Genomic DNA, 19,258 nt, shown 5'->3' on the forward strand with positions numbered 1-19,258 from the left:
ATCGCTATACGGTGTACAACGCAGTTCCGGCCCGGCTTCAGGCCGGGCGCGTCAGGTCCGGCGGTCGGTCGTGGTCACGTCCGGGGCGTCAGGTCCCGGTCGGGCGCGTCAGGTCGTAGAAGGTGGCCGAGCCCGCCGTGACCTTCGTGAAGGTGGCCTCGACCCAGGAGGTGATCCGCGCGGCGGTGCCGTCGCCGCCGCCCGTGCCGCCTCCCATGCCCGAGCCGGCGACGAAGTAGTGGATCCTCCCGTCCGCCACGTACTCCTGGAACTCGGCGAGCGTCGGCGAGGGGTCGGTGCCGTTGAAGCCGCCGATCGCCATGACCGGAGCGCCGGTGGCGAGCTGGTGGCTCGCGGCGTTCTGGGCGCCGACCGCCGCCGCGACCCACGTGTACCGGCCGGCGTCGGCCTCCAGCAGCTCCACGGCCTCCTCGCCGACGTCGGCGCCGCCGAGCAGACCCCCCATGCCGCCGGGGCCGCGGCCCTCGCCGGTACGGCCGGGAGGGGTGCCCCGGACACCCTGGACGCCCTGACCGGTGCCGCCGGGCGGGGCACCCTGCGCACCTTGCGTGCGCTGTGCTCCCTGGCCGGCGCCCGGGGCGCCCCGGCCCGTCGGCCCGCCGGGTGTGCCGCCGCCCGCGAAGCCGCCGCCCCCGGGACCGCCCTCCATCGCGCCGCCTCCGCCGGGACCGCCCCGCGCGCTCGCCCCAGCTGGGCCCGCCGTGACGATGGAACCGCTGTGGCCTTCCTGGACCGTGGTGAGGGTGTACGCCGTCGGACCCGCCAGCGCCGCGACCAGCGCCGCCCCCGCCACCACGGCCCCGAGCCGCCGCCCCGCGCGCCCGGCGAAGACCAGCCCCAGCGCGGCCGCCAGGCCGCCGACGAGGACCACCCACTTCAGGGCGGGCAGATAGCCGGGGGTGCGGTCGAGCAGTACAAAGCCCCAGACCGCGGTCGCCGCCATGGCCGCGGCGAGGACCGGCCCCGCCCACCGCTCGCGCCGCCGGCGCCACACGGCCGCCGCCCCCATGCCCACCACGACCGCCAGATACGGCGCCAGGGCCACCGTGTAGTACTGGTGGAAGATGCCCGCCATCCAGCTGAAGACCACCGCGGTCGTCAGCAGGGAGCCGCCCCAGACGAGGAAGGCGCCGCGGGCCGGATCGGTCCGCCCGGCCCGCCGGGTCAGCAGCAGACCGGCGACGAGCAGGATCAGCGCGGCGGGCAGCAGCCAGGAGATCTGGCCGCCGATCTCGGCGTTGAACATCCGGTCCCAGCCGGTCTCCCCCCACTGTCCGCCGCCCCGCCCACCGGGCCCGCCACCGCCGCCGACGCTTCCGGTCTCCTCGCCGTTGAGCCGGCCGAGGCCGTTGTAACCGAAGGTCAGCTCCAGGAAGCTGTTGCGCTGCGAACCGCCGACGTACGGCCGCGAGGAGGCCGGCCACAACTCGACGACCGCCACCCACCAGCCGCCGGAGACGACGACCGCGCCGGCCGCCAGGGCCAGTTGCGCCAGCCGCCTCCGCAGCCGCACCGGCGCGCAGACGCCGTAGGCGAGGGCGAGGGCGGGCAGGACCAGGAACGCCTGAAGGGTCTTGGTCAGGAAGGCGAAGCCGATCGCGACGCCGGCCCACAGCAGCCACCTGGTCCGGCCGTCCTCCAGCGCCCGTACGACGAGGTGGCAGGCGACGGCCAGCAGCAGCGCCAGCAGCGCGTCCGGGTTGTTGAACCGGAACATCAGGGCCGCGACCGGCGTCAGCGCCAGCACCGCTCCCGCGAGCAGCCCGGCCCCGGCGCCGGACCGGCGGCGCACGGCGGCGCACACGACGGCGACCGTGCCCACGCCCATCAGCACCTCGGGGACGAGGATCGCCCACGAGGACAGGCCGAAGAGCTTCACCGACAGCGCCATCGGCCACAGCGCCGCCGGGGGCTTGTCGACGGTGATGGCGTTCGCGGCGTCCAGCGAGCCGAAGAAGAAGGCCTTCCAGGACTGGCTGCCGGCCTGTGCGGCGGCGGAGTAGAAGGAGTTGGCGTACCCGGAGGCGCTGAGGCCGTACAGGTAGAGCAGGCCGGTGGCCAGGAGCAGGCCGAGGAGGGCCGGGCGGGCCCAGCGGGGGTCGGCGGGGCGGTCCGCGGGCGGGGCGGTCCGCGGCGCGGCGCTCCGGGAGGGGGTCCTGTGGTCCTGAAGGGTCATCGTTCGTCCCTGGAGTCGGTGGCGTGGCGGGGGGCACGGGCCGAGACCGGGGCCGGGGCCGTGCGGAGGCCGGCGGGGTCGGCGGGGGCCGCGGAGGCGGCGAGGCCTGTGGAGGCGGTGGGGGCCGCGGAGCCGGCGAGGGCCGCGGAGGCGGCGGGGGCGGGGAACACCCACGCCCGCAGGAGCAGGAAGCGCAGCACGGTGGCCGCGAGGTTGGCGGCGACGAGCACCGCCAGTTCGGTGGAGTGGGCGGGGTCGGTCGTCGCCGCGTTCAGCGCGGCGAGCGAGCCGCTGGTGAGCGCCAGCCCGATGCCGAACACGACCAGGCCCTGCGCCTGGTGCCGCACGGCGCCGCGCCGCCCGCGCACGCCGAAGGTCAGCCGCCGGTTGGCGGCGGTGTTGCCGACCGCCGACACCAGCAGCGCGAGCGCGTTGGCGGGCTGCGGCCCGGCCACGGCCCGGAAACCGCTGTAGAGCAGCAAGTAGAAGAGGGTGGAGAGCACGCCGACGGCACAGAACCCGACGAGCTGCCGGGCCAGGCCGCGCGGTACGCCGGTCAGCTCCCGGTCCCTCGGGTCGTCGCCGAACGGCCGGGCGAGCCGGTCCAGCGGCAGCGAACCGGAGGCCAGCGCCTTGCCGACCCGCCACACGCCCTTCAGGTCGTCGGCCGCCGTCCGCAGGATGCGGACGCTGGAGTCGGGGTCGTCGACCCAGTCGACGGGCACCTCGTGGATCCGCAGGCCCGCGCGCTCGGCCAGCACCAGCATCTCGGTGTCGAAGAACCAGCCGCTGTCCTCCACCAGCGGCAGCAGCACCCCCGCCACGTCACGGCGCAGCGCCTTGAACCCGCACTGTGCATCGGAGAAGCGGGCCTGGAGCGAGCCGCGCAGGATGAGGTTGTACGTGCGCGAGACGAACTCCCGCTTGGCGCCGCGCACGACGCGGGAGCTGCGCGTGAGCCGGGAGCCGATCGCGAGGTCGGAGTGGCCGGAGATCAGCGGGGCGACCAGCGGCAGCAGCGCGTTGAGGTCGGTGGACAGGTCGACGTCCATGTAGGCGAGGACCGGGGCGTCCGAGGCCGACCAGACGGTCCGCAGCGCCCGTCCCCGGCCCTTCTGCTCCAGCCGCACGGAGCGGACCCCGGCCAGTTCCGCGGCCAGCCGTGCGGCGACGGACGGGGTGGCGTCGGTGGAGGCGTTGTCCGCGACCGTGATCCGGAAGGCGTACGGGAAGGTCCGCGTGAGGTGCTCGTGCAGCCGGTGGACGCAGGGCGCCAGGTCCCTCTCCTCGTTGTGGACGGGCACCACGACGTCCAGGACGGGTGTGGGGGTCCCCGCGGCCGGGAGATGCTCCCGGGCCGGCAGGGTGCCGGGGAAAGAGTCGGTTCGCATGCGACCGACTGTTCTCAACTCCCCTGTTCCGCCCGTGTGGTGAGGCTGTGCCGGGCCTGTGAGCGGGCGGGCGGGGGCGGGGCGGAGTCCAGCGGGGGCGGGTCGTCCGAGCGCGGCGGGGGCGGGTCGTCCGGGCGCGGCGGGAGGGCCGGCAGGCGGACCGTGAACACGGTCCGCCCGGGCACGCTGTCGACGGTGACGGCCCCGGCGTGCGCGCCCACCACGGCCCGCACGATGGCGAGGCCCAGACCGGTCGACCCGGTGGCTCGGGAGCGGCCGGAGTCGCCCCGCGCGAACCGTTCGAAGACGTGCGGGAGCAACTCGGGCGGGATGCCCGGACCGTCGTCCTCGACGTCCACGCACAGCCCGGCCCCCCGGCCGCGCCGCACACGTGCGGTGACCGTGGTGCCGGGCGGGGTGTGGGTACGGGCGTTGGCGAGCAGGTTGACCAGGACCTGCTGGAGCCGGGCCGCGTCGGCCGGCACGAGCGCCGGCCCGTCGGGCAGGTCGAGCCGCCAGCGGTGCTCCGTCCCGGCCGCGCGGGCGTCGCCGACGGCGTCCACGACGAGCGGTACGAGGTCGGTGGGCTCGAACCGCAGCGGGCGCCCGGTGTCCAGCCGGGCCAGCAGCAGCAGATCCTCCACGAGCAGCGTCATGCGCGCCGCCTCGGACTCGATGCGGGCCAGCGCGTGCCGGGTGTCGGGCCCGGTCTCCTCCCCGCCCCTGCGGGTCAGTTCGGCGTACCCGCGGATGGAGGCGAGCGGGGTCCGCAGCTCGTGGCCGGCGTCCGCGACGAACTGCCGTACCCGCGTCTCGCTGCGCTGGCGCGCGTGCAGGGCGCCGTGCACATGGTCCAGCATCCGGTTCAGCGCGGCACCGACCCGCCCCACCTCGGTGTGCGGATCGCACTCGCCCTCCGGGACGCGTTCGCTGAGGTGCACCTCGCCGCTGTGCAGCGGGAGTTCGGAGACACGGGTGGCGGTGGCGGCGACCCTGCGCAGCGGGCGGGTGGCGATGCCCACGATGGCGGTGCCGGCGAGAGAGGCGGCGACGAGGCCGGCGGCGGTGACGCACAGCTCCACGAGGACCAGGGTGTGGAGGGTGGCGGCCACGGTCGTGGTGGGCAGGGCGACGTAGAAGGCACCGTTGACGCCGGTCCGGTACGCGGCGCGGTACTCGCCCGCGCCCGGGACGTCGACGGTGTGTGCCGTGCCGTCCTGCGGTACGGAGGCGAGCGCCGCGAGTTGCTCGTCGTCCAGGGCGACGGCCTGCGGCGGTGCCCCGGCGGCCTCGCTCTCCTCGCTGAGGACGCCCTCGGTGACCTCGCCGTCCTCCACCGTCGCCCCGATGGTGCCGATGTCCGGCGGGCCCATGGTGACGAAGCCGAGCGGGTCGTCCTGGCCGGTGCGGGGGCCGGGGCCCCGCGGACGGTGGTCTTCCGGGCCGCCCGTGGCCCGCATGGCCACCGCCCGCACCCGGCCGTCCAGTTCCTCGTACAGGTGCGCGCGCAGCGCCAGCGTCGTCACGGTGCCGATCACCGCGCACACCACCGCGATCAGCACCACGGACGCGACGACGAGCCGCGTCCGCAGGGTCCTCGGGCGCGGCCGTCGCCGTGCGGTCACGAGGCGGCGGGCTTGATCAGGTAACCGGCGCCGCGCCTGGTGTGGATCATCGGCTCCCGCCCGGCGTCGATCTTCCGGCGCAGATAGGAGATGTACAGCTCGACGACGTTGGCCTGGCCGCCGAAGTCGTAGGACCAGACCCGGTCCAGGATCTGCGCCTTGCTGAGCACGCGCCGCGGATTGCGCATGAGGAAGCGCAGCAGTTCGAACTCGGTGGCGGTGAGGTGGATGCTGTCGCCGCCCCGCGTGACCTCGTGGCTGTCCTCGTCGAGGGTGAGGTCCCCGACCACGAGCATCGACTCCGAACGGCGGTCGGCGGCTCCGGAGCGGCGGATCAGGCCGCGCAGCCGGGCGACGACCTCCTCGAGACTGAACGGCTTGGTGACGTAGTCGTCCCCGCCGGCGGTCAGCCCGGCGATCCGGTCCTCCACGGCGTCCTTGGCGGTCAGGAACAGCACGGGCACGTCGGGCAGTTCGCGCCGCAGCCGGCCGAGCACGCTCAGTCCGTCCGTGTCGGGCAGCATCATGTCGAGCACGACGGCGTCGGGGCGGAACTCGCGTGCCGCCCGGACGGCTCCCTGCCCGTCCCCCGCGCTGCGGATCTGCCAGCCTTCGTAGCGCAGGGCCATGGACAGCAGCTCGGTGATCGACTGCTCGTCGTCCACCACAAGCACCCGGACGGGGCTCCCGTCCGGCCTCAGCAGTTCGGTGCGCCCCTGGGGCGAGGTCGTGGTCATGCCGGTCACGATGGCGAGGGGCTCTGAGAGCACTCTTGCGCCAACCTGTGATTTCCCTGAGAAACGCCGCTCCGAGGCCTCAGCCGGCTCCGACGGGCCCCTGCGGGACGCGGCCGAGCCCGAACAGCCGCGCCCCGTTGTCGTGGCACACCGCCCGCAGCCAGTCGTCGCCCAGCTCCAGCCGCTCCAGGGCCTGAAGCTGGTGGAGGTAGGGGTACGGGATGTTGGGGAAGTCGCTCCCGAGCAGGACCCGGTCCCCGAGCGCGGCCAGCCGGGGCAGGGCCCGCCGGGGGAACGGGGTGAGGCGCTCACCGAAGTCGGTGAACGCCATCGTCGTGTCCAGCCGCACCTCGTCGTACCGCTCGGCGAGGTCGAGGAAGTCCTCGTACTCGGGCATGCCGAGGTGGGCGATCACCAGCCGCAGCCGGGGGTGGCGGGACAGCACGCGGGCGATCGGCTCGGGCCCGGTGTGCTTCCCGGGCGCCGGACCGGAACCGCAGTGGATCACCACCGGGACCCCGGCCTCGGCGAGCATCCCCCAGACGGGGTCGAGCAGCACGTCGGCAGGGTCGTACGCCCCCACCTGCACATGCGCCTTGAAGACCCGCGCCCCTTCCTCGACCGCCTCGCGCACATACGCCTCGACGCCCGGCTCCGGGAAGAGGGTGGAGGTGTGCAGACAGTCGGGCGTCCGCCGGGCGAACTCGACCGCCCACCCGTTCAGCCAGCGGGCCATGCCGGGTTTGTGCGGGTACAGCAGGGCGGTGAACGCCCGCACCCCGAACGCGCGCAGCAGCGCGACCCGTTCGTCCTCCTCCCTCCGGTACGTGATCGGCCACTCGATGCCGCCGGTCAGCGGCCCGAGCGCGTCGAAATAGCCCCAGACCTTCCGCAGCACGCTCTCGGGCATGAAGTGCGTGTGCACGTCGACCAGTCCGGGCAGCCCCAGCCGCGCCGCGAACCGCCGCACCGCGTCGACTTCACCACCACCGGAACCGGCACCGGCGCCCACCGCCCCCGCTACACCCGCCGCACCCGACGACCGGTCAGGCCCCATCCCCTGATCACACATCCCCCCACGATGAGCCCACCCCCGGGCCCCCGTCCACGCCCGGCGCCCTCCTTCTCCCGCAACTCCTCAGAACAACCCGTCCTGCACCCCCGCCCCACTCGCCGCCCGCACCGCCCGAACCGGCACGGAGAGCACCCCACCCCCTGACGCCCCCGCGGGCACCAGCCCCCACCCGGGCATCAGCCGCGTGTCGAGCACCACACCCCCCTGCTCCGTCGCCAGATGCAGATCGGGCCCGGCAGCCGCCACCAGCTCACCGCCGACCTCCCCGCCGGCGACCAGCTCCACCACCTCGACGACAGTGCCCCCACCCGCGCCCCCGCCCGACTCTCCGAGCCGGTCGAGCCCGAAGACCCGGACGTGGTCCACCGGCCGGAACGGCTCGGGCGTGAGCGACTCGGGCCAGCCCCCCAGCGCCCTCGCCCGCGCATGCAGCTCCCCGATCTCGGCCGCCCGCTCCGCCTCCGAGACCGGCAGCGCGGCCCGCACCGCCCGCTTCGCGGCGTAGGGGATCCGGTCCGGGACGCCGAGCGCGGCCCGCAGCAGTTCCTCGGTGCGCCGCGCGGCCATCAGCGGCCCGCTGCCCAGCCAGCTGAAGCAGACCGCCCCCTGCTCCAGCAGCCGGTCCGGCCCGCGCCCCAGCGCGGTGATGCCGACCTTGACGAGTCCCGGCCCGAACCACGCCAGATAGACGCGGTACGGCCGCGGATCCTCGGCGATCGTGTCGGCGGCCACGGAGTGCGCCCGGTCCAGCCGCGCACACTCCTCGCACCTCGCCCCCGTACTCCGCCCCGGCACCACCGCCCGCAGCGGACACCCATGCCCGCGCGCCCCCACGCACGTCCGCACACCCCCCTCCTCGACCCCGAAGGCCACCCGCTTCCCCCAGGCCGGCGCACTGCGCCGCCCGCCGTCCCAGACCAGCACGGGCCCACCGGCCGACCACCGCAGCCCCACGCACTTCCACGCCTGTGCCATCCCCGCCGACGGTAGCCGCCCCCACTGACAACACCCCGCCCGCGGCGGCGATCACGAGCAGGAAGTCAAGGCAAAAGCCAGAGGCCCTGTGGATCGCTCCACAGGGCCTCTGGTCTACTGCGCACTCGGCAGGATTCGAACCTGCAACCTTCTGATCCGTAGTCAGATGCTCTATCCGTTAAGCTACGAGTGCTTGTCTTTTTCTGTTGTCCGCCGCTCCCGGCCCTTCCGGCCCGCTCGCGGCGACAGGAAGAACATTACATGACTGCCGCCGTCATGTGAAATCCGTTAGCCGCACCCCTTGTGACCTGCATAAATGCCCTGTGAGCCGGGTCCCTGGCCGGGAAACGGGCGAAGCCCCGGCCGGGTGGGCCGGGGCTTCGCTGATCTTGTGCGGAGGCGGAGGGATTTGAACCCTCGATGGGGTGTAAGCCCCAAACCGCATTAGCAGTGCGGCGCCATAGACCGGACTAGGCGACGCCTCCAGACAACACAACCTCTCGCATGCGAGCGCGAGCGTTGCGTGCCGATGATGACACAGTCGAGCGTGCTGTCACCAATCGCCCCCCACGGTACTAGGCAGGCAGGCCGCAGAGCAAAGGTGTTACCGCCCGGTCGCGCGCCGCAACGTCCGGCGGGCCGGCGCGTTAGTCAGGTCATGCTCCAGGTCACCCGCCTCCTCGGCGCCACCGCCGTCTCCGCCGCCGCCCTCACCTCCCTGTCCGCGGCACCCTCGGCCATGGCCGCGCCCCACTCCGCGGCAGGTCCTGCCGCAGGTACCGCCGCAGGCCCCGTCGCCGGCGGCGCCCTCGGAACCCTCATGCCGCCGCCGGTCCGCGAGGCCGGCCACCTGACCGTCACCGTCGAGGGCGCCGGGCCGGGCATGGACGGCACGTACGAGCTGCGCTGCCGGCCCAGCGGCGGCAGCCACCCCGACCCGGACGGCGCGTGCGCCGCGGTCGACCGCAGCACGCGCGCCGGCCAGGACGTCTTCGCGCCCGTCCCGAAGGGCAGCGTCTGCACGATGCAGTACGGCGGTGAGGCCACCGCCCGTGTCACCGGCACCTGGGCCGGGCGCCCGGTCGACGCGACGTACGACCGGCGCGACGGCTGCCAGATCGCCCGCTGGGACCGCCTCGTCCCGCTCCTGCCCGACCTGCGGCCGGCGTCCGGCGCCTCGTGACGGACGCCGGGAGCCGCCGGTGGCGGTGGCTGCCGACCGCGCGGGGACGGCTGTGGACGAACGGTCGTGGAAGCGGTGGAAGCGGTGGATGGCCGCAAACGGGGCAGGGCGGGCGCCGTGAAGGTTCCGCGAAGGTCCCGCGGCGGAAGGGGACTCGGTCAGCCGTTCTACGCCACCTCCCCGTGCGACCTCCGCCTCATCCGGCGCCCCGGGCCGCTCCCCAGCCCTTAGACTCCCTCGCGTGACACGCCGCGGGCCGGTTGGCAAGATGGCCCAGGCGGTCGGCAAGTGCGGTAACAGGGAGGAAGGCGTCTCGTGAGCAGCAGGCCATCCCGAGGCGCTGCTCGCCTCGCAGCCATACTGGACGCCCTGCCCGACGCGTTGGTCCTGGTCAACGCCAACGGCACCGTCGTCAACGCGAACACCATCGCGCTGGAGGCCTTCGAGGCCCCGGGCACCGCGCTCGTCGGGCGCGGGCTGCTGGATCTGCTGCCGGAGTTCGACTCCAGGCTGATCCCCGGGTCCATGCGGCGGCCGGACCACATCGACCCACGGGCCCGGACCAAGCCGACGCGGATGGTCGCACGGCGCACGGACGGCTCCGAGTTCCCCGTCGAGGTCACCAGCGCCAACCTGGAGACCGGCCAGCAGGCCTACGACACCTACGGCTACACCGGCGACGAACTGCTGATGCTCGTCGTCCGCGACCTCTCCGGCACCGTCGACACCGAGGCCGAGCTGGCCCGGTCGCAGCGCCAGACCGAGATGATCCTGCGCGCCGCCGCCGAGGGCGTGGTCGGCACCGACACCGACGGGCGGATCGTCCTCGTCAACCCGGCCGCCGCCCAGATACTGGGCTACCGGGCCGGCGAACTCGGCGGACGCGAGCTGCACACCCTCGTCCTGCACTCCCGGGCCGACGGCTCCCCCTTCCCGTACGACGAGTCCCCGCTCGCCGACACCCTGCGCTCGGGCCGCAAGCACCGGGTGCGCGGCCAGGTGCTGTACGCCAAGAGCGGCGAGAAGGTGCCGGTCGACCTGACCACCGCGCCCGTCCGCGACGGCGACCAGCTCGTCGGCGCCGTGATGACCTTCACCGACCGGCGGCCCTACGACGCCGTCGTCGAGGAGAAGGAGGAGGCCGCCCGGCAGCACGCCGAGGAGCTGGAGCGGCTCGCCGAGGAGCACGCCTCCGAACTCACCGCGCTGCGCCAGCAGCACGTGACCGAGGTGGAGGAGCTGCGCGAGAAGCACGCGGAGGAGCTGGCCGCGAACGAGGAGCGCTACGCCGCCCTCGGGGAGCGCGAGAAGGACCGCTTCGAGGCCCTCGCCGCCCGGCACGAACAGCTGCTCACCCTCCTCGGCGCCTCGCTGCGCGGACCGCTGGAGGAGCTGCGCCGCGAACTGGGCGCGCTCGCCGCCGACGACGCCGGGCAGCTGTGGCCCGAGGCCAACCAGGTGCTCCACCACCTGTCGGCCGGCTACTCGCGGATCACCACGCTCATCGACAACGTCCTCGGCTACCAGCGGCTCGACGCCGAGGGCGGTGGCGTCAACCGTACGAAGGTGATGCTCGACGCCGTCGTGGCCTCCGGTGTCGACGGGGCCGTGGAGCTGGTCGGGCCGGGCCGGGTGCAGTTCGCCGTGCACGCGCCGCCGATCGAGGCCGAGGTCGACCCGCGGCTGCTCGCGACCGCGCTCGCGCACCTGGTCGCCGACGTCGCGGGCGTCGACGCGACCGGCAACGCGCCCGTCTCGGCGGGCGGTTACATGGACAACACGGTCGTGGTGGCGGCGGCGCAGCGCGGTGAGGTCGTCCGGATCGAGGTGCGCGGGCCGTACGCCGGGGGAGACCCGGTGCACGAGCCGATCGTGCGCGGGATCGTCCGGGCCCACGGCGGTGTGCTGCAGACGCACCAGGTCCCGGGCATGAGCGGGAGTGCGTACGTCCTCGAGGTGCCCCTCGGGGGCGGCGCGGGCGCCGTCACCGCTCCCGCGTCCGACGCCGAGGGCCCCGAGGGCGCTGCGGGTGCCGCGGGCGGCGACGGGACGGGCGGGGCCGAGGGAACGGACGGGGATGGCGGGACCGGTACCGGCGCCGTCGTCGTCGCCGACCAGGGCTCGGCGGGTGGCGGACGGCGCCGGGCCCGGCGTGCCTCCGTCGACGCCTTCCTGGAGAGCGGGGTCGCCGGGGGCCCGGGCGGGTCCGGCGGTGCCGAGGCGGAGGTCCCGGCCGCGCCGACCGGCCGACGCAGGCGCCGCGGGGCGCCCGCACAGGAGTCGGCGCCGGTCCCAGTTCCGGCCCAGGCCTCGGGCGGGGCGTCCGGCGGTACCGGGCGCAGGCGCGGGCGGCCCGCCGAGGACGCGGGTGCCGGTGTGAACCAGGGTGCCGGAGGCGCCGGCGTCGCCGAGGGTGCCGTCGTGACCGCCGCCGAGCACGCGGCGGGGGCCGCCGCCGTCGGCAACGGGCTGGGCGGGACCGTTCCGCCGCAGGGGGTGCCGGCCGATGCGCAGGGCCGGCCCACCGGGCGGCGTGCCCGGCGCGCCGCCGGGGAACAGCACGCGCTGCCGCCGGCACTTCCCGCGCAGGCCGGCGGAGCGGCGGGCGAGACGCCCCAGCCGACCGGACGCCGGCGCCGTGCGCTGGCCGCCGCCAACGAGCGTGCCGCCGCGCAGGAAGCGAGCCCCCGCCAGGTCTTCGCCCTGCCGCCCGCCGACGCCGACCGGCCGTCGGACACGACGCCGGGTCACCCGGACGTGCCGGGGGCTCCGGCGCAGGTCGCCGGTCCCGCGGCTGGTCCCGGTGCCGGTCCCGCCGGTGGTCCCGGGGCCGGTCCCGTCAGTGCCGGTGCAGGACCCGCCGGTGCAGGTCCCGCCGCCGTCGGTGACGCACAGCCGGACGACGCCGGGCGGCACGACGCCGTACCGCACGACCAGTCCGGTGACCACACCCCGCCGCAGCCGCACCCGGTGAGCGCGCCGACGGGGCGCCGTCGCCGGGCCGTCGCCGCCCCGCCTGCGCAGGCCGGTCCCTCCGCGGCGCAGACGGGTGCGGGGGGCATGCCGGTTCCCGGTGCTCCGGGTGCAGCGGGTGCACCGGGTGCCTCGGGTACGCAGGAGGTCCCCGGTGCTCCGGGTGCCCCGGTGGCCCCGGACGCCCAGGCGGCGCCGGCTGTCCCGGGGGCGACGCCTGTCGCCGGTCAGGGTGGCCCCGCCCAGGGCGCTCCTGTCCCGGGCGCTCCCGTCCAGGCTCCGGTACCGGTCCAGCCGGCCGACGCCGGCAACGCCGACGCCGCCGTCGGGCAGGGTGCGCCGCTCCCCGTGGGTGCCGTACCCCCGCAGGCCGCCGCCGCTCCCGCACCGCACTCCACCGGAGCCCAGCCGCTCCCCCAGCCGCAGGCACAGGCCACCCCGCCGCAGGGGCAGGCCACCCAACCGCCGGGCCAGGTCACACCGCAGGGCCAGATCGCTACACCGCACCCCGCCGCCCCGCACCCCGCTGCCGCCCCGCACCCGCAGGCCGGCCGGCAGGCACAGGCCCCGGCGCAGCCCCAAGCCCAGGCCGCCCAGTCGGCGTCCCAGGCGCCCCAGCCGCAGGCCCAGCCGGGGCAGCCGGCGCAGCCGCAGGCACCAGCCGCCCGGCACGCGCAGCCTCACGCGGCCCAGCCCCACGAGGCCCAGCCCCAGGCACAGCCCGGCCAGCCGCATCCCCAGCCCGTCCCGCCCCAGCAGCAGCCGGCACAGGCCGCCCAAGCCCCGCAGCCCCCCGCGGAGCAGGTGCCCGCCGCCCAGTCGTGGCCCACGGCGGCCGGCGCCGAGACCCCGGGCGCCGGTACCCCCGTACCGGGCGATGGCGCGGCGCCCGGTCGGCCCCCCGCCGTCCAGACCCCGCCGAACGGCACGGCCGCTCCGGCGCAGCCGACGCCTCCCGCCCAGGACACCCCGGGTCACGGCACCCCGCTGCCGCCGGAGAGCACCCCGCGGGCCGCGCAGCCCCTGCCCGCCGAGGCCGGCGCCGAGGCCGGGACCGCTCCGGTGGACCCGAACTCGACGCAGGGCCGCTCGATCAGCGTGCGGACGCTGGGGCAGGGCGTGCCGTTCTCCCGCCAGGCGACGCACGTCCAGCAGCCCCCTGCCGTCCCCGGCCCGCACCAGCCGCCGGCCGCGCCCGCCCGGCAACCGTCGGCCCCGCACCCGCCGTCGGCCACCCCCGCGCCCCACCACCCGGGCGGCTCCGGTCGGCGCCGCAAGCTCGGAACGCCGCCGGACCCGACGGCCGGGCGTCCGGAGCAGGCGGCCCGTCCGCATCCGCCGGCCGAGCAGCCGCAGACGCCGCCCCCGGCCCAGCCGCAGCCCCCGTCGGCGCCCACACCCCCGACGACGCCTGCGCCGTCCGGCCAGTCCCGGCTGGCCCCGGGAACGCAGGGCGCCGGGCGCTCGTACGCCATAGGCGCACCGGACGAGAACGCCGCCGAGGGCCCCGAGCCGCTGGACGGTCCGGGCGGCGCCGTGGAGGTGGCGGACACCCCGGGTTCGCAGCCGATGGACGACGAACTGCCGCCGGAGCCCCTGGACAACCCGCGCCGGCTGCTGGTCTGGCCCGCCCCGGACGTGTCGACGCAGCAGGCGCTGAGCGACCGCGGCTACCGGCCCGTCATCGTCAACTCCCGCGAGGAGGTCGACGCGCAGATCGCCGCCTTCCCGGCCGCGCTGTTCGTGGACCCGCTGACCGGGCCCATCACGCGTACGGCGTTGCAGTCGCTGCGTCAGGCGGCGGTGGCCGCCGAGGTGCCGGTGCTGGTGACCGCCGGCCTCGGACAGGCATCGCGGGACGCGGCGTACGGCGCCGATCCCGCCGTACTGCTGAAGGCGCTGGCGCCGCGTGACAGCGAGCAGCATCCGCCGCGGGTGCTGCTGATCGAGGAGCACGCGGAGATCGCGCTGGCGCTGACCGGGACGCTGGAGCGGCGCGGGATGCAGGTGGCGCGGGCCGCGAGCGACGCGGACGCGGTGGCACTGGCGGGGCAGTTCCGGCCGAACCTCGTCGTGATGGACCTCATGCAGGTGCACCGCCGGCAGGCCGGGTTCGCCGGGATCGTCGACTGGCTGCGCGCCAACGGGCAGCTCAACCGCACGCCGCTCGTCGTCTACACCGCGGCCGTCGACCAGGCCGACCTGCCGCGGCTGGCCTCGGGCGAGACGGTGCTGTTCCTGGCGGAGCGGTCCACGAGCACCGAGGTGCAGGCCCGGATCGTCGAGCTGCTGGCCCGGATCGGGACCAACTAGCCCTCAGGCAGCCCTCTCAGGTAGCCCTCAGGGCCCGCCCCGACGACGGGGCGGGCCCTGAGCGACGAACACCCGACGACCGACCCGAGCCGGTCCCGGGCCGGTCCCGGGCCAGGTCAGATCCGCGGGGGGTGGGGAGAGAGACCCACGTCAGAGCCGGGTCACGTCCAGCTCGCCCTGCGCGTACTGCCTGCGCAGCACCTTCTTGTCGAACTTGCCGACGGACGTCTTCGGCACCGACTCGATGATCGTCCAGCGCTCCGGCAGCTGCCACTTGGCGATCTTGCCCTCGTCCGCGAGGAAGGAGCGCAGCGTCTCGAAGTCGGCGGTGGCGCCCTCGCGCAGGACCACCGTGGCCAGCGGGCGCTCGCCCCACTTGTCGTCGGGGACGGCCACGACGGCGGCCTCGGCGACGTCCGGGTGGGACATCAGCGCGTTCTCCAGCTCCACCGAGGAGATCCACTCGCCGCCGGACTTGATGACGTCCTTGGCGCGGTCGGTGAGGGTGAGGAAGCCGTCGGGCGAGATGGTGCCGACGTCGCCGGTCTTCAGCCAGCCGTCCTCGCTGAACTTGTCGGCGGGGCGCAGCGGCTCGGCGTCCGGGCCGTTGTAGTAGGCGCCGGCGATCCACGGGCCGCGGACCTCCAGCTCGCCGGCGGACTCGCCGTCCCAGGGGAGGCGCTCGCCGCCCGGGCCGGTCAGGCGTGCCTCGACGCCGGCCGGGAAGCGGCCCTGGGTGAGCCGGTAGCCGAACTCCTCCTCCGTGCCGACGGCGTGGGCCGGCGGACGGGCGATCGTGCCGAGCGGCGAGGTCTCCGTCATGCCCCAGGCGTGGCAGACCCGCATGCCCAGCTTGTCGAACGCCTCCATCAGCGACGGCGGGCAGGCGGAGCCGCCGATGGTGACCTGGGTGAGGGCGGAGACGTCGCGGGGCTTGGCGGTCAGCTCGGCGAGCAGGCCCTGCCAGATGGTGGGGACGGCGGCGGCGTGGGACGGCTTCTCGCTCTCGATCATCTCGGCGAGCGGGCCGGGCTGGAGGAAGCGGTCCGGCATCAGCATGTTCACGCCGGTCATGAAGGTGGCGTGCGGCAGGCCCCAGGCGTTCACGTGGAACTGCGGGACCACGACCAGGGAGGTGTCCTCGTCGGTCAGGCCCATCGACTGGGCCATGTTGACCTGCATGGAGTGCAGGTAGATCGAGCGGTGGCTGTAGACGACGCCCTTGGGGTCGCCGGTCGTGCCGGAGGTGTAGCACATGGCAGCGGCCTGGCGCTCGTCCAGCTCCGGCCAGTCGTACGTGGCCGGCTTCCCGGCGATCAGGTCCTCGTACTCGTGGACGCGGACGGAGGCGCCGTCCAGCAGGGAGCGGTCGCCGGGGCCGGTGACGACGACGTGCTCGAGCGGCTTCAGGTGCGGCAGCAGCGGGGCCAGCAGGGGCAGCAGCGAGCCGTTGACGATCACGACCCGGTCGGCGGCGTGGTTGACGATCCACGCCAGCTGCTCGGGCGGCAGCCGGAGGTTGAGGGTGTGCAGGACCGCGCCCATGGAGGGGATCGCGAAGTACGCCTCGACGTGTTCGGCGTTGTTCCAGGCGAGGGTGGCGACCCGGTCGTCGCCGGCGACGCCGAGGTCGTCGCGCAGGGCGTGCGCGAGCTGGGCGGCGCGGGCGCCGATCTCGGCGTAGGAGCGGCGGTGCGGCTCGCCCTCGCCGGTCCAGGTGGTCACCTGGGAGGTGCCGTGGATCGTCGACCCGTGGGTCAGGATCCTGGAGATCAGCAGCGGTACGTCCTGCATGGTGCTCAGCACGGCGTCCTCCTGGGCGACATTGCCTACGCGGTGGTAAAGGTTGCGCTGATTCTGCGCACATACCGCGTGGTATGTCACTAGGGGAGTCGATGATCGATCAGGCACCAGAGGGCGACATCGCACATCAGGACCGAACAAACCCCAGCTCAGGGTCGTCGCGCAGCTTGCCGAGGGCTCTGGACACGGCCGACTTCACCGTGCCCACCGACACCCCGAGCACGTCGGCCGTCTGGGCCTCGCTGAGATCCTCGTAGTACCTCAGGACCACCATCGCCCGCTGCCGCGCCGGCAGCCGCATGACCGCCCGCCACATCGCGTCGCGCAGCGCCTGCCGCTCCGCCGGGTCCTCGTGGCCGGGCACGGACTCGGGCTCGGGCAGCTCGTCGCAGGAGAACTCGTCGACCTTGCGCTTGCGCCACTGCGACGTCCGGGTGTTCAGCAGCGCCCGGCGCACGTAGCCGTCGAGGGCGCGGTGGTCCTCGATGCGCTCCCAGGCCACGTACGTCTTGGTGAGCGCGGTCTGGAGCAGGTCCTCCGCGTCGTTCGGGTTCGCGGTCAGCGACCGGGCGGCGCGCAGCAGGACGGGCTGCCGGGCCCGCATGTAGGAGGAGAAGGACGGGTACGGGAGGGTCTGCGTCGCTGCTGCTGTGGCGGCGTCCGAAGCGGTGGTGCAGACGGGTGTGGTCATGGCTCCACGCTAGGAGCGGCTGGTCCGCACCGGATCGGCCGCAGGTCCCGAAGCGGCGTCCGCCTCAGGTTGTAGGGGTGGGGCCTGCTGCACCTCCTGTAGGTGGAGCGGGGGTGGAGGGGAGTGGGGGTTCGACCCCGAGGGCTCCCGGACGGGCCCGGCCTCGGTGCGCCCGCGGGGACACGCCTGCGCGGCGGCACCGCCGAAGCGGAACCGCCGCGCAGACGTCGTACGACCCCATGAAGCACACCCACAGGAGTTGCGGGACCGGTGCGGCATCCCCATACCGCCACCGGCCCCTCAGCTCACCACCACAGCGGGGAGAAGCTGACGGCGACGTTCTCGTTGCCCTGGTTGATGGCCGTGAACGCGGAGCCGTCGACCTGCGCGGTGTTGCTCTGGTTCGAGGCCCCGGAGCCGACCGCCTGCTGCTGGGTGGTGGACGAGTTGCCGTTGTTGTCGCCGCCGACGCCACTGCCGATGATGCCGGCGAACGCCTCCGAGGCGGTCGCGTTCGATCCGTTGTCCGCGAAGGCACCGTTGTCCGCGGTGGCCACTCCGGTGAACAGGGCTGCGGCCAGCGGCAGGGCGGAGACGGCGGCGATGACGCGGGCGGTACGGATGCTTGCCATGTTGTTCCTCCAGAAAGGTGCGCCCCCGGCTCTGCTGCCGGACAGCGCGTGAAGTACCTGAACCAGGCCTTGTACCAAGGCGGTTGGCCGCCCGCCTCGGTGTCGTGCACGACGTCGCGTGATCAGAGTTGCCCACCGAATCCCCGGCGAACCACCCCGGAAGACCTGATTCGCACTCAAGCGTGATGACAAGTCGATAAACCCCTTTGCTTCCCTTGCCTCCCAGCTCCGGACAGGCGGGACAGCCACACCCCAAGCACCGCAAGAGGTGAAGCGTTACGGCAGCACCCACCGCCCCACCTGCGACTCCGGCGTGTCGCGCACGACCCCCCTTCCCTTTTTCGAACGTACGTACGAACATGGAGCCATGGCCACCACCGACCGGCAGGCCACGACGCTGGCCCTCGCACACGCCCTGTCAGCCGCCGAACGCGGGCTGGGCGTCATCCCGCTGTCCGCGACGAAGCTTCCGGCCCTGCGCTCCCCCCACCGCGACGACCCCGACCCCAGGCGCTGCCACGGCGAGTGCGGCCGGTTCGGCCACGGGGTCTACGACGCCTCCTGTGACCCGGCCCGCATCCGGGAGATGTTCGCCGCCGCCCCCTGGGCCGCCGGCTACGGCATCGCCTGCGGGCTGCCCCCGCACCACCTGATCGGCATCGACCTCGACACCAAGACCGACGCCGACTCCTCGGCCGCCCTGCGGGAACTGGCCCTGCGACACCTGTTCACCATCCCGCCCACCGTGGTGGTGCTGACCCCCAGCGGCGGCCGCCACCTGTGGCTGACCGGCCCGCCCGACGTCGTCGTCCCCAACTCGGCCGGCCGCCTCGCCCCCGGCATCGACGTCCGCGGCGCCGGCGGCTACCTCGTCGGGCCCGGCTCCCGGACCCGGCACGGGGCGTACACGACGGCGCCGGGCACCGCGCACCTGGCCCCGGCCCGCTGCCCCCGCGCCCTGCTGCGCCTCCTGCTCCCTCCACCGTCCCGCCCGTCCCACCCGTCCCATCCCGTGCCCCCGTCCACCGGCGGACACGGCCAGGGCCTCGTGCAGTTCGTCCTCGCCGCCCACGAGGGCCAGCGCAACACCCGCCTGTTCTGGGCGGCCTGCCGCGCCTACGAGGACGGCATCGGCCCGGCCCTGGTGGCCCCCCTGGTCGACGCGGCCCTGACCACCGGCCTGTCCGAACGCGAAGCCCGCGCGACGATCGCGTCGGCGGCGCGGATGACGGGGCACCGGGCCCGGGCCTGAGCAGGATGCCGGGGCACCGGGCCTGAGCAGGATGCCGGGGCACCGGCCCTGAGCACTCGGCACGCGCCCCGGCGAGCCCCGCAGCATGGTTGCCGGGGTGCGCCGGGCGGCCGGGGGCTGCTGCACGCCGGGCGGCCGGTGTCGGCGGACGGCCCTACCGGCAACTCGCTCGGACACGCTCAACGGGAATCCGGAATGTGAACCAGATCAGGAGCTTCTGCTTCGCAAGCTGGGCCGATCCCAGCCCCGAAAACCGGAGCGATGCCGTATGGGGTACGGCCCCCGACCGTGTCGCCTGGTCAGGGGCCGTTCTGCTGTGCGGTGGGTGTGGGATTTGAACCCACGGTGGCTTGCGCCACGACGGTTTTCAAGACCGTTCCCTTAGGCCGCTCGGGCAACCCACCCCGCGCC

12 protein-coding genes and 3 tRNA genes are annotated in these 19,258 nt (G+C 74.8%); 3 read left to right on the forward strand and 12 right to left on the reverse strand.

Features of this window, described 5'->3' with window-relative positions:
• Positions 1-88 precede the first annotated feature (88 nt).
• From ACZ45Q_RS22435 to ACZ45Q_RS22470, 8 genes are all read right to left on the reverse strand, one after another.
• Complete coding sequence (locus ACZ45Q_RS22435) at positions 89-2,197, reverse strand: ArnT family glycosyltransferase (protein ID WP_468264139.1); 2,109 nt, start codon at positions 2,195-2,197, stop codon at positions 89-91.
• Complete coding sequence (locus tag ACZ45Q_RS22440) at positions 2,194-3,588, reverse strand: bifunctional glycosyltransferase family 2/GtrA family protein (RefSeq protein ID WP_468264142.1); 1,395 nt, start codon at positions 3,586-3,588, stop codon at positions 2,194-2,196. The genes ACZ45Q_RS22435 and ACZ45Q_RS22440 overlap by 4 nt, the downstream gene beginning before the upstream one ends.
• 14 nt (positions 3,589-3,602) lie before the next feature.
• A complete protein-coding gene (locus tag ACZ45Q_RS22445) occupies positions 3,603-5,213 on the reverse strand; it encodes an ATP-binding protein (protein WP_468264145.1) in 1,611 nt (536 codons plus the stop codon).
• A complete protein-coding gene (locus ACZ45Q_RS22450) occupies positions 5,210-5,950 on the reverse strand; it encodes a response regulator transcription factor (RefSeq protein ID WP_468264147.1) in 741 nt (246 codons plus the stop codon). The genes ACZ45Q_RS22445 and ACZ45Q_RS22450 overlap by 4 nt, the downstream gene beginning before the upstream one ends.
• Positions 5,951-6,029: 79 nt before the next feature.
• A complete protein-coding gene (locus tag ACZ45Q_RS22455; protein WP_468264150.1) occupies positions 6,030-7,007 on the reverse strand; it encodes an amidohydrolase family protein in 978 nt (325 codons plus the stop codon).
• 81 nt (positions 7,008-7,088) lie between these two features.
• Positions 7,089-8,000 (reverse strand): DUF2797 domain-containing protein, encoded by a 912-nt coding sequence (locus tag ACZ45Q_RS22460; RefSeq protein ID WP_468264152.1) that lies wholly within the window; start codon positions 7,998-8,000, stop codon positions 7,089-7,091.
• 120 nt (positions 8,001-8,120) lie between these two features.
• Positions 8,121-8,193 (reverse strand) — tRNA-Arg (locus ACZ45Q_RS22465).
• 201 nt (positions 8,194-8,394) lie between these two features.
• Positions 8,395-8,485: transfer RNA gene (locus ACZ45Q_RS22470), tRNA-Ser, on the reverse strand.
• Between the two features lie 173 nt (positions 8,486-8,658).
• Between ACZ45Q_RS22470 and ACZ45Q_RS22475 the strand changes: the two genes are divergently transcribed.
• Entirely contained in the window at positions 8,659-9,183 is a 525-nt protein-coding gene (locus tag ACZ45Q_RS22475; RefSeq protein ID WP_468264155.1) for an SSI family serine proteinase inhibitor, read from the forward strand.
• A 315-nt stretch (positions 9,184-9,498) separates the two neighbouring features.
• Positions 9,499-14,469: a hybrid sensor histidine kinase/response regulator gene (locus ACZ45Q_RS22480; RefSeq protein ID WP_468264157.1), complete on the forward strand. Its 4,971-nt coding sequence runs from the start codon at positions 9,499-9,501 to the stop codon at positions 14,467-14,469.
• Between the two features lie 150 nt (positions 14,470-14,619).
• Here ACZ45Q_RS22480 and ACZ45Q_RS22485 read toward each other — a convergent pair whose 3' ends face one another.
• From ACZ45Q_RS22485 to ACZ45Q_RS22495, 3 genes are all read right to left on the reverse strand, one after another.
• Complete coding sequence (locus ACZ45Q_RS22485) at positions 14,620-16,263, reverse strand: long-chain fatty acid--CoA ligase (protein ID WP_468264429.1); 1,644 nt, start codon at positions 16,261-16,263, stop codon at positions 14,620-14,622.
• A 136-nt stretch (positions 16,264-16,399) separates the two neighbouring features.
• Positions 16,400-16,963, reverse strand: a complete 564-nt coding sequence (locus tag ACZ45Q_RS22490) for a SigE family RNA polymerase sigma factor (RefSeq protein WP_468264160.1) — start codon at positions 16,961-16,963, stop codon at positions 16,400-16,402.
• A 305-nt stretch (positions 16,964-17,268) separates the two neighbouring features.
• Entirely contained in the window at positions 17,269-17,595 is a 327-nt protein-coding gene (locus ACZ45Q_RS22495; RefSeq protein ID WP_468264163.1) for a hypothetical protein, read from the reverse strand.
• Between the two features lie 367 nt (positions 17,596-17,962).
• Here ACZ45Q_RS22495 and ACZ45Q_RS22500 point away from each other — a divergent pair, with 367 nt between their 5' ends.
• Positions 17,963-18,847 (forward strand): bifunctional DNA primase/polymerase, encoded by an 885-nt coding sequence (locus ACZ45Q_RS22500; protein ID WP_468264166.1) that lies wholly within the window; start codon positions 17,963-17,965, stop codon positions 18,845-18,847.
• Between the two features lie 319 nt (positions 18,848-19,166).
• Here the strand turns inward: ACZ45Q_RS22500 and ACZ45Q_RS22505 are convergent.
• Positions 19,167-19,251 (reverse strand) — tRNA-Ser (locus ACZ45Q_RS22505).
• Positions 19,252-19,258 lie beyond the last annotated feature (7 nt).

Source organism: Streptomyces sp. NPDC031049 (genome assembly GCF_055571015.1).